The sequence below is a fragment of the Streptomyces sp. NPDC003032 genome (genome assembly GCF_053591415.1).
This window is the reverse complement of record NZ_JBSFTT010000011.1, coordinates 153,364-168,993: the sequence shown is the minus strand read 5'-3', so window position 1 is coordinate 168,993 and position 15,630 is coordinate 153,364. Positions and strand designations below refer to the sequence as shown.

At 73.3% G+C, this 15,630-nt stretch carries 3 protein-coding genes; all 3 read left to right on the top strand.

The features are described from left to right. Positions 1-63: 63 nt before the first annotated feature. The 3 genes from ACWDZ7_RS17965 to ACWDZ7_RS17955 are packed head-to-tail and all read left to right on the top strand — an operon-like array spanning position 64 to position 15,628. Positions 64-11,295: an amino acid adenylation domain-containing protein gene (locus ACWDZ7_RS17965; protein WP_451797947.1), complete on the top strand. Its 11,232-nt coding sequence runs from the start codon at positions 64-66 to the stop codon at positions 11,293-11,295. Positions 11,296-11,324: 29 nt separating this feature from the next. After that, positions 11,325-15,281 (top strand): non-ribosomal peptide synthetase, encoded by a 3,957-nt coding sequence (locus ACWDZ7_RS17960; RefSeq protein WP_451797946.1) that lies wholly within the window; start codon positions 11,325-11,327, stop codon positions 15,279-15,281. After that, complete coding sequence (locus ACWDZ7_RS17955; RefSeq protein WP_451797944.1) at positions 15,278-15,628, top strand: nuclear transport factor 2 family protein; 351 nt, start codon at positions 15,278-15,280, stop codon at positions 15,626-15,628. Before ACWDZ7_RS17960 ends, ACWDZ7_RS17955 begins: the two co-directional genes overlap by 4 nt. Positions 15,629-15,630 lie beyond the last annotated feature (2 nt).

Below are 15,630 nucleotides of genomic sequence, written 5' to 3'. Positions count from 1 at the left end.
CCGACGGACAGAACCGACACGAGCGACACGACCGACAACCGAGACGGGTAGGAGTGAGGTGCGGTGATCAGGCCACAGCAAGCCGACGTCGTGCACGAACTGTTCGAGCGCCGGGCCGGGGGCACCCCCGAAGCGACCGCCCTGGTCTGCGGGAGCGCCCGGGTCGGTTACCGGGACCTGGATGAGCGCGCCAACCGGCTGGCCCACCACCTGGTCGCGGACGGTGTGCGCCCGGGTGACGTGGTCGGCGTGTGCCTGCCCCGGGGCATCCCCCTCGTCGTCGCCGTGCTCGCCGTGCTCAAGGCGGGCGCCGCGTACACGATGCTGGACCCGCGGTTCCCGGCCAGGCGCCTGGTGTCGGTGTGCGAGGACGCCGGGGTCCGTACCGTCGTCGCGGAGCCGGGCGGCGTCTTCGCCGCCCCGCGCTGGTCGACGGTGGACCCGTCCGCCCCTGACGTGGCGGCCCGGCCGGACTTCTCGCCGCGCGTCGCCGTGTCGCCCGAGGACTCCGCATGCGTGATGTTCACCTCCGGCTCCACCGGCAGGCCCAAGGGCGTCGTCACTCCGCACCGGGCGCTGACAGCGACCCTGTGCGGGCAGACATACACGGACTTCGGCGCCGACCGCGTGTGGTTGCAATGCTCCCCCGTCTCCTGGGACGCCTTCGCGCTGGAGCTCTTCGGGCCGTTGCTGCACGGCGCGACCTGCGTCCTGCAGCCCGGTGACACCACGGACCCGTCCGCCATCACGGAGCTGATCCACGAGCACGGCGTCACCACCGTGCACGTCTCGGCCAGCCTTCTCAACCACCTGGTCGACGCCTACCCGCACACCTTCGACGGCGTCACGCAGGTCATGACGGGCGGTGAGACGGCCTCTCCCCGGCATGTGCACGCGCTGCTGGACCGCCGGCCCGATCTGCACCTGGTCAACGGCTACTCCCCCGTCGAGAACACCGTCTTCACCCTGACCCACCGCATACGGCCGACCGACACCACCATTCCCGTCGGCCGCCCCCTCGCCGCCAAGTCCGTACGGATCCTCGGGCCGGATCTGCGCCCGGTCGCGGAGGGCGACACCGGCGAGATCTACATGGCGGGCGCGGGACTGGCCCACGGCTACCTCGGGCAGCCGGGTCTGACCGCCGAGCGGTTCGTGGCCGGGCCGGACGGTGGCCGCATGTACCGCACCGGCGATCTGGGGCGGCTGCGCGACGGAGCCGTGGAGTTCCTCGGCCGGGCCGACGCACAGATCAAGATCCGCGGCTTCCGCGTCGAACCCGCCGAGGTCCAGGCGGCCCTGACCACGCATCCGCTCGTACGGCAGGCCGCGGTCACCGTATGGGAGGCCGCCCCGGACGACAGGCGCCTGGTCGCGTACGCCGTCACCGACCGTCCGTTCGACGTGGCGGAGCTGCGCGCCTACGCCGCCGACCTGCTGCCCCAGCATCTCGTGCCGTCGATGTACGTACAGCTGGACGCGCTGCCGCTGACCGCCAACGGCAAGCTCGACCGGACCGCCCTGCCCGAACCGGCGGTGGTCACGGGTGCGGGCGGCGCCGCCGGGACCGCGACCGAGGAAGCGCTGTCCGCCCTGTTCGCGGAGCTCCTCGGGGTCGCGTCGGTGGGCGTGGACGACGACTTCCTGGCACTCGGCGGCCACTCGCTGCTGGTCGCGACCCTGATCGGCAGGGTCCGCGCGACGCTCGGGGTGCGGCTGCGCGTCACCGACGTCTTCGCCGCCCGCACCCCGCGCGAACTGGCGCGGCGTGTCGGTGCCGCGGCCGCGGCCGGCCCCGCCCTGGTGCGCGGGCCCGAGCGGCCGAACCCGGTCCCGATGTCCTTCGCCCAGGCGCGGCTGTGGTTCCTCGATCAGGTCGAGGGCGGCGCCACGTACACCATCCCGCTCACCCTTCGGCTGCGCGGCACGCTGGACGCGCGGGCGCTGCGGGTCGCGCTGGCCGATGTGGTGGGGCGGCACGAGGCGCTGCGCACCGTCTTCCCTGTCGTCGGGGACGTGCCGGTGCAGCGGGTGCTCGACCGGGCCGACGTGCCATGGACGGTCGGCGACGTCACCGAGGACGGCCTCGACTCCCGGGTGCGCGAGCTGGCTTCGGTGGCGTTCGATCTCGCGTACGACATTCCGCTGCGCGCGCATCTGTTGCGGCTCGCGGACGACGATCACGTCCTGCTGCTCGTGCTGCACCACATCGCGGGCGACGGCTGGTCGACGGCGCCGCTGCTGCGCGATCTCGCGGAGGCGTACAACGCCAGGGTGCGGGGCGCCGAGCCCGCTCGGCCCGCGCCGGCGGTGCAGTACGCGGACTACTCCCTGTGGGCGCGCGACGCCCTGGGCACGCCGGAGGACCCGGCGAGCGCGCTGGCGGGGCAGGCCGCGTACTGGAAGTCCGTCCTCGCGGGGCTCCCCGCGGAGTCGACCCTGCCCACCGACCGCCCCCGGCCCGCGGTGCGCGGCCCGCACGGGGACACGGTGCCGTTCTCCGTGGACGCGCGGACGCGCGAGCGTCTGCGGTCCCTGGCCCGGGACACCGGAAGCACCATGTTCATGGTCCTGCACACCGCGGTGGCCGCCGTGCTGACCCGGCTCGGCGCGGGCACCGACATCTGCCTCGGCTCCCCGGTCGCCGGGCGGAGCGACGAGGCGCTGGACGGTCTCGTCGGCTTCTTCGTCAACACCCTGGTGCTGCGCACGGACACCGGCGGCGACCCCGCCTTCACCGATCTCCTCCGCCGTGTCCGCGACACCGACCTGGCCGCGTACGACCATCAGGACCTGCCCTTCGACCAGCTCGTCCAGGAACTCAACCCCGAGCGCTCGCTGTCGCGTCACCCGCTCTTCCAGATCATGCTGGTCCTGCAGAACACCCCGCCGTGCACGGCGGACTTCACAGGGCTGCGCGCCGAGCACGAGGTCGTCGACCTCGATGTGGCCAAGTTCGACCTCACCCTCGATCTGGCCGAGTCGGGCGACGGGATCACCGGCACCCTCAAATACGCGACCGACCTGTTCGACCGCGGCACCGCCGAGCGCTTCGCGCGGTTGCTGGCCCGCGCCCTCGCCGTGTTCGCCGCCGCGCCGCACACCTCCATCGGCCGCGCGGAGCTGCTGACACCGGCGGAGCGGAACCTGCTGCTCGACCAGTGGAGCGGCCGTTCCGACGACGGGATCAGCCGCCCCCTCCACGAGGTCATCGCCGAACAGGCCGCGCGCACACCCCGAGCGACCGCGCTGCTGTCCTCCGACACACGACTGACGTACGCCCAACTGGACGCGAACGCGAACCAGTTGGCGCATCACCTCATCGGTGAAGGCGTCCGGGCGGGTGACGTGGTCGGCATTCTGCTCGACCGGGACCGCGACCTCGTCGTGGCGGTGCTCGCCGTGCTCAAGGCGGGCGCGGCGTACACGATGCTGGATCCCCGTTTCCCGCGGGCGAGGCTCGCGGGGCTGGTCGAGGAGGGCGGGATCGCGCATGTCGTCTCGGTGCCCGACCTGGGCTTCCCCGGGATGGTGCGCGTCGACGACGAGTCGGTGGGACGGCGGCCGCGGACCGCGCCGGACGTACCGGTGTCGGCGCGGGACGTCGCGTGTGTGATGTTCACCTCCGGCTCCACCGGCAGGCCCAAGGGGGTCGTGACGCCCCATGGCGCGCTGACGTCGACGCTGCTGGGACAGACGTACGCCGACTTCGGCGCGGACCAGGTGTGGCTGCAGTGCTCCCCGGTGTCCTGGGACGCCTTCGCCCTGGAACTCTTCGGGCCGCTGCTGCACGGCGCCACCTGCGTCCTGCATCCGGGACACGCCACCGACCCGGCCGTGGTGGCCGAGCTCGTCACCAAGCACTCCGTCACGACCGTGCACTTCTCGGCCAGTCTGCTCAACCACCTCGTCGACGAGCACCCGGAGATCTTCCACGGCATCACGACGGTGCTGACGGGCGGCGAGCCGGCCTCGGTCGCGCACGTGGCGCGTCTGCTCGACCGGCATCCGGCTCTGCGCCTGGTGAACGGCTACTCGCCGGTGGAGAACTGCGTCTTCACGCTCACCCACCCCATCGCCCCGGCGGACACCGTCGGCCCGATCCCGGTGGGGCGGCCGGTCGCGGCCAAGGGCGTGTACATCCTCGACGAGCACCTCCAACCGGTCCCGGCCGGTGTTCCCGGCGAGATCCACATGTCCGGCACCGGACTCGCCCACGGCTATCTGCACGAGCCACGGATGACCGCCGAGCGGTTCGTGGCCTGCCCGTTCGAGCCGGGCCGGCGCATGTACCGCACCGGCGACCTGGGCCGCTGGCGTGCCGACGGCACCGTGGAGTACCTGGGCCGCTCCGACGACCAGGTGAAGATCCGCGGTTTCCGCGTCGAGCCCGGCGAGGTGCGCGCGGTGGTCGAGGGGCATCCCGGTGTCCGGCAGAGCGCCGTGGTCGTCCGCGAGGACCGGCCCGGGGACAAGATCCTCGTCGCCTACGTCGTTCCGGACGGTCCGGCGGACGTACCGTCCCTGCGCCGCCATGTCGCCGGGCACCTGCCCGAGCATCTGCGGCCGAACGCGTACGTGGTCCTCGACCGGCTACCGCTGTCGGCCACCGGCAAGCTCGACCGGAGCGCTCTTCCGGTGCCGGAGCAGGTCCCCACCGCCTCCGAGGGCGCGCGCACCGCGCGCGAGGAGATCCTGTGCGGGCTGTTCGCGGAGGTGCTCGGCCTGCCGGAGGCGGGACGCGAGGACGACTTCTTCGACGTGGGCGGCCACTCGCTGCTCGCCGCGAAGCTCATCAACCGGATCCGGGCGGCGCTGGGTTGCGAGGTCGGCATCCGTGAGCTGTTCACCCACCGTACGCCCGCCGCGCTCGACGCGGTCCTCGGTTCGGGCGGGCGTGCCCGGCCCGCTCTGGTGGCGGCCGAGCGGCCCGAGCGGGTGCCGCTGTCGGCCGCGCAGGCCCGGCTCTGGCTGCTCGATCAGGTCGAGGGCGGGTCGAGCACGTACAACGTGCAGTACGCGGTCGAGGTCGCGGGCCCGGTGGACGGCGATGCGCTGCGGGCCGCCGTCACGGACACGGTCCTGCGGCACGAGGCGCTGCGCACCGTGTACCCGGTCGCGGACGGGGTGCCCTACCAGCGCGTCCTGGGCGCGGAGGAACTGGACGGCGTCTTCGAGGCGTCGGCCGTCGCCGCCTCGGGGGTGGCGGAGGCCGTCACCGCGGCGGCCCGGCATGTGTTCGACCTGGCCGCCGAACCGCCCCTGAAGGTACTGCTGTTGAGCACCGGCGAACAGGAGCACACCCTGCTCGTGACCCTGCACCACATCGCGGGGGACGGCTGGTCACTGCGTCCGCTGTTCGACGACATGGCGACCGCCTACGCCGCCCGCAGGACCGGTTCGGCTCCGGCCTCGCGCCCGCTGCCGGTGCAGTACGCGGACTACACACTCTGGCAGCGGGAACACCTGGGCGACCCGGCCGGCGCCGACTCCCTCGCCCATCAGCAACTGGCCTACTGGCGCGAGAGGTTGTCGGGCATCCCGGACCAGCTCGACCTGCCGACGGACCGGCCGCGTCCGGCCCGCCCGACCCACCGGGGGGAGTCCCTTCCGGTGCGGGTCGACACGGACGTGCACACGGCGCTGTCGGCGCTCGCCCGGGCCAACGGCGTGACCTCGTTCATGGTGGTCCAGGCGGCGTTCGCGGCCCTGCTGACCCGCCTCGGCGCCGGCTCCGACATCCCCTTGGGCACCCCTGTGGCGGGCCGCGCGGACGAGGCACTCGCCGACCTGGTCGGCTTCTTCGTCAACACCCTGGTGCTGCGCACGGACACCGGCGGCGACCCCACCTTCACCGAACTGCTCCGCCGCGTCCGCGGCACCGACCTGGCCGCGTACGACCATCAGGACCTGCCCTTCGACCAGCTCGTCCAGGATCTCAACCCGGTCCGGGCCACCGACCGGCACCCGCTGTTCCAGGTCATGGTCGTCCTGCAGAACAACACGTCCCCGGCCGCCGCACTCGCGGGCACCAGCTGCACTCCCATCGATGTGCCCAACCTGGCGGCCAAGTTCGACCTGACGCTGTCGCTGCACGAGAGCCGGGGTGGTCTGGCCGGGTATCTGGAGTTCGCCACCGACCTGTTCGACCGCAAGACCGCCGAGCTGATGATGGAGCGGTTCACCCGTCTGCTGGCGGAGGCCGTCCGCGATCCGGAGCTGCCGCTCAGCGCCCTCGACGTGATGGACGCGCGGGAACGGCTCGCCGTGTCCGAGCGGTGGACCGGCTCCGTACGCGCGTCCGACCCGCGCCCCGTCCACGCGATCGTCGCCGAACACGCCGCACGCGCCCCCGAGGCGACGGCCCTGATATGCGGCGGTCAGCGGGTGACGTACGCCCGACTCGCGGAACGGGCACACCAGTTGGCGCACCATCTGATCGGGCGCGGGGTGCGTCCCGGGGACGTGGTCGGGGTCCTGCTTGAGCGCGACGAGGAGCTGGCCGTCGCCGTTCTCGGCGCGCTGGCCGCCGGGGCCGGCTACACGATGCTCGACCCGCGGTTCCCCGCGGCACGTCTTGCCGAGGCGCTGGACCGGACGAGCGCCCCGATGGTGGTGACCGCACGCGACCTCGCCGGTCTCGTCCCGGCCACGCCGCAGGTCCTGGTGGACGCGGACGCCGACGCGATCGCGGCCGCTCCCCGGTGCGCCCCGGACACCGTGGTCGCTCCGGAGGATGTCGCGTGCGTGATGTTCACGTCCGGTTCGACCGGCACACCCAAGGGCGTGCTCACCCCGCACCGGGCGCTGACCGCCACCCTCCTCGATCAGACGTACACGGACTTCGGCGCGGGCGCGGTGTGGCTCCAGTGCTCCCCGGTGTCCTGGGACGCCTTCGCCCTCGAACTCCTCGGGCCGCTGCTGCACGGCGCCACGTGCGTGCTGCAGCCGGGCCACTCCACCGACCCGGGCGTCATCGCCCGGCTGCTGACCGAGCACGACGTCTCCACGGCGCACTTCTCGGCGAGCCTGCTCAACCACCTGATCGACGAGCACCCGGCCGCTCTGGCCGGTGTGCGCCACCTCATGACCGGCGGCGAGGCGGCGTCCGTGCCGCACGTACGGGCCCTGCTGGAGCGCCACCCGCGCCTGCGCCTCGTCAACGGCTACTCCCCGGTGGAGAACACCATCTTCACCCTGACCCACGACATCACCACCGAGGACTCCCCCGTCCCCGTCGGCAGGCCGATCGCGGGCAAGCGGGCCTGGGTGCTCGGACCCGATCTGCGTCCGGTGCCCATGGGTGTGCCGGGTGAGATCTATATGAGCGGGCCGGGCCTGGCCCACGGTTACGTGGGTCAGCCCGCGCCCACCGCACAGCGGTTCGTCGCCGCGCCGGACGGCGGCCGCATGTACCGCACCGGCGATCTGGGCCGCTGGCGTGCCGACGGCGCCATCGAGTACCTGGGGCGTACGGACGACCAGGTCAAGGTGCGCGGCTTCCGGATCGAACCGGCCGCCGTTCAGTCGTATGTGACGGAGCATCCGGGGGTGCGGCGCTGCGCGGTCGTCGTTCGGGACGACCGGCTGGTGGCGTACGTCGTGCCCGAGGGCGAACTCGACCTTACGGAGCTGCGCGCGTATCTCACCGACCGGCAGCCGCAGCATCTGCGGCCGGCCGTCTATGTACGCGTCGACGAGATCCCGCTCACGCCGAACGGGAAGCTCGACAGCGCCGCCCTGCCCGAGCCGGGCCCTTCGGCGGACGGGGACGGCCCGTGCGAGGGCCGCGCCGCCCGCACGGTGCGCGAGCAGATCCTGTGCGGACTGTTCGCCGAGGTGCTCGGGACCGGCAAGGTGCTCGGGACCGGCGAGGCGCTCGGGGCGGGCGCGGTCGGCCCGGACGAGGACTTCTTCGCCCTGGGCGGTCATTCGCTGCTCGGCGCCAAGCTCGTCAACCGGGTGCGCTCGGCGCTGGGCGCCGAGGTCGGGCTGCGGGACCTGTTCGCCCGCCCGACGCCGGCCGCGCTGGCCGCCGTCGTCGACACCGCTGCCGCGGCGCGGCCGGCCCTGACCGCGGCGGACCGGCCCGCGGAGCTGCCGCTGTCCGCCGCGCAGCACCGCTTGTGGTTCCTCGACCGGATGCACGGCGACCGGACGCACGGCGCGAACGCCGCGTACAACGTGAGCCACACCCTGGAGCTCGAAGGCGACCTGGACCTGGAGGCGCTGAGCGCGGCCCTCACGGACGTGGTGGCCCGGCACGAGGCGCTGCGCACCACGTTCCGCCCGGTCGACGGGGTGCCCGTCTCGGTGATCGGACCGGCGGACGGGATACGGCTGGAGGTGCCGTGCCGGGAGGTCTCGGGGTGCGAGGTGGACGACGCGGTCGCCGAGGCCGCCCGGTACGCCTTCGACCTGGCCGCCGACCTCCCCGTCCGGGCCGCGGTGCTGCGGACCGGTCCGCGCTCCCATGTGCTGGTGCTGACCCTGCATCACATAGCGGCCGACGGCTGGTCGATGCGGCCCCTGCTGGAAGACCTCGCGGCGGCGTACACGGCACGGTCGGCCGGCGGCGCCCCGGACTGGCCGCCGCTGCCGGTGCAGTACGCGGACTACAGCCTGTGGCAGCGGCGGCTGCTGGGCGACGGCTGCGACCCGGACTCTCTGTTGTCGCGCCAACTGGCTCACTGGGCCAAGGCGTTGGCGGGCCTGCCGGACGAGGTGCCCCTGCCCGCCGACCGGCCGCGTCCGGACGCGGCCACCGGACGCGCCGACACCGTCGACGTCTCGCTCGACGCCCGGACGCACGCGGCGCTGCTCGACCTGGCGCGTGCGCACGGGGTGACGCTGTTCATGGTGGCGCAGGCCGCGCTCTCGGCACTGCTCACCCGGCTCGGCGCCGGCACCGACATCCCCCTCGGCACGCCCGTCGCGGGGCGGACCGACGCCGCCCTCGACGACCTCGTCGGGTTCTTCGTCAACACCCTCGTCCTGCGTACGGACACCGGCGGCGACCCCACCTTCCGCGAGCTGCTGGCCCGGGTCCGCGAGAGCGACCTCGCGGCGTTCGACCACCAGGACGTGCCCTTCGAGCGGATCGTGGAGCACGTCAACCCGGCGCGCACGGCACACCAACACCCCCTCTTCCAAACGGTGTTGGTGGTCCAGAACAACACCGCCGCCGACGTACGACTGCCCGGCCTGCGCACCACGGTCGCTCCCGTGAGCACCAAAAGCGCCAAGTTCGACCTGGTGGTGTCCCTCGACGAGCACCATGACGAGGACGCCCGGCCCGCGGGCATCGGCGGCCGCGTGGAGTTCGCCACCGACCTGTTCGACCGGGCGACCGCGCAGGCGCTCGTGGACCGCCTGGCCGGTGTGCTCAGGCACGCCGCCGCCGACCCGGAGGTGCGGGTCGGCGGACTTGACATACTGACGCCGGGCGAGCACGACGTGCTCGTCGGGGAGTGGGCCGGTGCGCGGCCGGGCGTGGACGGCCGCTGCGTCCACGAGGCCGTCGCCGAACAGGCCGCCGCCACCCCTGGGGCGACCGCGCTGGTCTTCGAGGAACAGCGCGTCACATACGCCGAGTTGGAGCGCCGGGCGAACCGCCTCGCCCACCGCCTCACCGCACGCGGCGTGGGGCCGGGCCGGCTCGCGGCCGTCCTGCTGGACCGGGGAATCGACCTGGTTGTGAGCGTCCTCGCGGTACTCAAGGCGGGGGCGGGCTACTCGCTGCTCGACCCGAGGTTCCCCGACGACCGTGTCGCGGCGATCCTGGAGGCGGCCGACGCGGCCCTGCTCGTCACCGACGCCGACGGCGCCGCCCGCCTGGACGCGCACCGGCCCGTGCTCGACATCGGCGCAGACCCGGGCGGCGCCCCCGGCCCCCTGCCGGACGGCGCCCCGGACGTGGCGGTCGCCGCGGACGATCCGGCGTGCGTGATGTTCACCTCCGGCTCGACGGGCAGGCCCAAGGGAGTCGTCGCTCCCCACAAGGCCATCACGGGCACACTGCTCGGCCAGACGTACGCCGACTTCGGCGCCGACCAGGTGTGGCTCCAATGCGCGCCGATGCCGTGGGACGCGTTCGCCATGGAGCTGTTCGGCCCGCTCCTGCACGGCGCCACCTGTGTGCTCCAGCCCGGCCCGGCACCCGAGCCGGAGCAGATCGCCCGTCTGGTGCGCCGGCACGCGGTGACCACCGTGTTCCTGTCGACGAGCCTGTTCAACTTCCTGCTCGACGAATACCCCGACGTCTTCGGCCGGCTGCGGCAGGTGATGACGGGCGGCGAGGCGGTGTCGCCGGACCACACGGCCCGGCTGCTGCGCGACCATCCGCACATCCGGCTCGTGCACGCCTACGGCCCGGTCGAACACATGATCTTCACCAGCTGCCACGACGTGCGTGCCGAGGTCACGCCGGCCAGGACGGTGCCGATCGGCACGTCCCTCGCGGGCAAGCGGTCCTACGTCCTGGACGCCCGGCTGCGGCCGGTGCCGCCGAACGTGCCCGGTGAGCTGTACGTCGCCGGCGTCGGCTCGGCACACGGCTATCTCGGCGAACCGGCCCTGACCGCCGAACGGTTCGTGGCCTGCCCCTACGGAGCACCGGGGACGCGCATGTACCGCACCGGTGACCTGGTGCGCCGACGGGCCGACGGGGTACTGGAGTTCGTCGGACGTACCGACGACCAGGTGAAGATCCGGGGTTTCCGGATCGAGCCGGGCGAGGTGCGGGCCGCGGTCACCGCGCATCCGGGGGTGCGTCGCGGCGCCGTCGTCGTCCGGGAGGACAGGCCGGGCGACAAGCGGCTCGTCGCGTACGTCGTGCCCGAGCCGGGCAGCGGCCTGGACGACGCCTCCCTGCGCGAGCACGCCCAGCGGCGCCTGCCCGAGCATCTGCGCCCCGGCGCGTACGTCCTGCTCGACCGGCTGCCGCTCAACCCCAACGGCAAGCTCGACCGCGCGGCGCTCCCGGCGCCGGACCTCGGCGAGCGCCCCGCGGGACGGGCGCCCAGGACCCACGAGGAGACGGTGCTCTGCGAGCTGTTCGCCGAACTGCTCGACCTGGACTCCGTGAGCGTGGACGAGGACTTCTTCGTCCTGGGCGGTCATTCGCTGCTGGTCGGCAGGCTGATCAGCCGGGTGCGGTCGGTCCTCGGGGCCGAGGTGTCCCTCAAGACGGTGTTCGAGGCGCGGACCGTGGCCGCGCTGGCCGGCCGGCTCGACCGGGCCGCGCCGGTGCGGCCCGCGCTGCGGCGACGCCCCAGGCAGGAGGAGGTCCAGTGACCGTGTCCGTAGAAGGAGGTCCGGTGACCATGTCCATCGAAACGGCCCCGCTGTCGCACAACCAGCAGCGGCTGTGGTTCCTCGACCGGGCCGAGCCCGGGCCCGCGTACAACATTCCGGTCGTGCTGCGGCTCCGTGGCGAGCTGGACGTGGCCGCGCTGCGGGCGGCGCTGGCCGACGTGACGGCCCGGCACGAGGTGCTGCGCACGGTCTACCCCGAGGTCGACGGCGCGCCCCGGCAGCGGATCATGCCGCCTGGTGCGCTCCGGCTCGACGTGGTCGATGGGAGCGGCACCGACGATCCGGCGGCCGCGCTCGATCGCGCGGCCCGCCACGTGTTCGACCTCATGGCGGAGCCGCCGGTGCGCGCCACCCTGTTCACGTCCCCGGGCACCGACGAGCACGTACTCCTGCTGCTCGTGCACCACATCGCGGGGGACGGCTGGTCCATCGCTCCCCTGACACGCGACCTGGCGGCCGCGTACACCGCGCGCGTGGCGGGGAGCGCTCCGGAGTTCCCGGAACTGCCGGTGCGGTACGCGGACTTCGCGTACTGGCAGCAGGAAGTGCTGGGAGAGGCGAAGGACCCGGACAGCCTGCTGTCCCGTCAGCTCGCTTACTGGCGCCGGGCGTTGGACGGCGTTCCTGAGGAAGCGGGTTTCCCCGCGGACCGTCCCCCGTCGGCGCACCCCGACCGGCGCGGCGGCAGCGTGTCGGTGCGGATCGGTTCCGAGACGCACCGGGCGCTGCTCGACCTGGCGGCGCGGTCGGAGACGACGTTGTTCATGGTGGTGCACGCAGCCGTCGCCGCGCTGCTGACGCGGATGACCGGCGGGACCGATCTGCCCCTGGGCACGGTCGTCGCCGGACGGTCCGACGAGGCCCTGAACGACCTGGTCGGGTTCTTCGTCAACACGGTGGTGCTGCGCACGGACACCTCCGGCGACCCGTCCTTCACCGAGCTGCTCGACCGGGTCCGCGCCACCGATCTGGACGCGTTCGCCCACCAGGACGTGCCGTTCGAGCGGGTCGTCGAGGAGGCCAATCCGGCACGGGTCTTCGGACGTCATCCGCTGTTCCAGGTGATGCTGGTGCTCACCACTCAGGTCGGCGAGCCCTCCGCGTGGCCCGGACTGCGGGTCGAGCCGGCTCAACAGGGCACCGGGACGGCCAAGTTCGACACGACGGTCGGGGTGCGCGAATCCCGGTCCGCCGCGGGCGAGCCGCTCGGCCTGGAGGTCACCTGGGAGTACGCGGCGAGCCGGTACGAGCACGGTTCGGCGGAGCTGCTGGCGCGCCGCCTTGAGCGGCTGCTCGCGCAGGTCGCGGCGGATCCGTCGCCGAGGCTGAGCGAGCTTGCGGTGCTGGGCGACGCGGAGCGGACGATGCTCACCTCACCGGCCGCGGCCGCGGCCATGGCCGTGGACGTGGGCGTACAGGAGCGCTGCCTGCACGAGCTCTTCGCCGAGCAGTGCTCCCGCACACCGGCGGCGACGGCCCTGGTGCACGCGGGCCGCCGCACCACGTACGCGGAGCTGGAGGACCACGCCCGCCGGGTCGCCCGCCACCTGGACACGGGGCCCGGTGACGTGGTGGGCATTCATCTCGACCGTGGTCCGGCGATGGTGGCCGCGCTGCTCGGCGTCCTGAAGACGGGCGCCTGCTACACGCTGTTGGACACCGCGTTCCCCGCGGAGCGGCTGTGCTCGGTGCTCGACCGGGCCGGCATCCGCACGGTGGTCGGCTCGTCCTCGTCGTCGCGGGTCCTGGGGCGCCGGTGCGTCGACATCGCCGACGTGCCGTCCGCCTCGGCCTGCGCCTGCGCCTCCGACACGGAACCGGCGCCGCGCACGGTGCGGCCCGAAGACCCGGCGGTGGTCATGTTCACCTCCGGCTCGACGGGCGTGCCCAAGGGAGTCGTGGCCTCCCACCGAGCCGTCGGCGCGACCCTCACGGGACAGACGTACGCCGGTTTCGGCCCCGGTGAGGTGTGGCTGCAGAGCGCACCGGTGTCCTGGGACGCCTTCGGCACCCAGCTGTTCGGGCCGTTGCTGCACGGCGGTACGTCGGTCCTGCTGCCCGGCGCGCAGGTCGACCCGGCCGTCATCGCCGAGCTGGTGGTCGAGCACGGCGTCACCGTCTTCGACGCGTCGGCGAGCCTGTTCAACCATGTGCTCGACGAGCATCCGCAGGTCTTCGCGACCGTCCGCCACGCGCTGACCGGGGGCGAACCGGCGTCCGCGCATCACCTCGCGCTCGCGCGGGCGCAGTTCCCGGAGCTACGGCTCGTCAACGGCTACGGGCCGGCGGAGAGCACGGGCTTCACCACGGCCCACATCGTCACGGAGGCGGCGGACGCCCGGGACGCCCAAGACGACGCCCGGAACGACACCCGCGTGCCGATCGGCCGGTTCCTTCCCGGCAAGCACGGCTACGTCCTCGACGACCGTCTCCGGCTCATGCCCTCGGGCGGCGTCGGCGAGCTGTATCTGACGGGGGCGGGCCTGGCCCTCGGCTATCTGGGCGCCCCGGGTGCGACGGCGGAGCGCTTCGTGGCCGATCCGTACGGGCTGCCGGGGACCCGTATGTACCGCACGGGCGATGTCGTACGGTGGCGGCCGGACCGCACCCTCGACTACCTCGGCCGTGCCGACGGCCAGGTCAAGGTGCGGGGCTTCCGCGTCGAACCGGCAGAGATCGAGGCCGCGCTGACCACGCACCCGTCGGTCGCGCGGGCGGCGGTCGTCGTACGGGAGGACCGTCCCGGCGACAGACGGCTCGTCGCGTACGCCGCACCGGCCACCGGCACCGCGCCGGACCCGGCGGCCCTGCGCGAGCACCTCGCCGCGAAGTTGCCCAGGCACATGGTGCCGGCCGCCGTCGTCCTCCTGGACGCCCTGCCGTACACCGCGAACGGCAAGCTGGACCGGCGCGCGCTGCCCGCACCGGAGTACACGCCGACCGCCGGCCGGGCACCCGCCACGGTGACGGAGAAGGCCCTGTGCGACCTGTTCGCGGAAGTCCTCGGTCTGGCCGCTGCGCCGGGCGTCGAGGACGGATTCTTCGACCTGGGCGGGCATTCGCTCCTTGCCACCCGGCTGACGGCGCGGATCGAGGCCCGCCTCGGGGTGCGCGTGGGCATCCAGACCCTGTTCGAGGCGCCGACGCCCGCCGCCCTGGCGTCCCGCATGGACACGTCGTCCCCCGTAGACACCTCGTCCCGAGCGGATGACGGACTGGCCGTCCTGCTGCCGCTGCGCTCCGAAGGATCCAGGCCGCCGCTGTTCTGCGTACACCCGGCGGCCGGCATCAGCTGGGTCTACTCGGGGCTGCTGCGCCATCTGCCGGACCGGCCCGTCTACGGCCTCCAGGCCCATGGCCTGTCCGAACCCGACGCCGCGCCCGACTCGATCACCACCATGGCCGCGGACTACCTCGCCCGGATCCGCACCGTCCAGCCCAACGGGCCCTATCACCTGCTGGGTTGGTCGTTCGGCGCGGGCGTCGCGCACGCGATGGCAGCCTCGCTGCGGGACGACGGCGAGGAGGTCGCGCTCCTCGCGATGCTGGACGGCTACCCGTCCGTCGGCACCGGAGCGTCCTTCACCGCCGACGATCCACAAGTCCAGGACGCCCTGCGGAAGTCGCTGGGGCACGCGGACCTGACGCCCGAGGCGTTCCGGAAGCGCATCGGCGCCCCGGCGACGCTCGGCGACGTGTTCGCGCACCACCTGACGCTCAGCTGCGCCGGCCCGCCCACGTACTACGCCGGGCGCGTGCTGTTCTTCCACGCCACCGCCGGCAAGACGGACGAGGCGCCCACGCCGGACGCGTGGCTGCCCCATGTCGCCGACCTGGAGCCGCACGCCATCGACTGCCGGCACGGAGACATGACCGCCCCTGGGCCGATCGCGCGGATCGCGTCCGTGCTCGACGCCCACCTCGACCTCGACCACGACCACGCAGGCCAAGGAGACCCACGATGACCGCCGCCGTGATGCACCAGTTCTACCGACTCGTCGACTCCGGAGACATCCCCGGTCTCGTCGCGATGTTCGCCCCGGACTCCACGTACCACCGCCCGGGTTATCCCCCGGTACTGGGCCGGTCCGGTGTCGAGCACTTCTACACGCACGAGCGGGTCATCCGCGAAGGCCGCCACCAGCTCGACTCCGTGGTGGTGAGCGGCGACGAGGTCGCTGTGAAGGGCTCCTTCGAGGGAGTGCTGCACGACGGCACACCGGCCAAGCACCGCTTCGCCGAGTTCTTCTCACTCACCCCCGAGAACCTGATCGACCGCCGCGAGACGTTCTTCTCCGCCCCGCTCGTCTGACC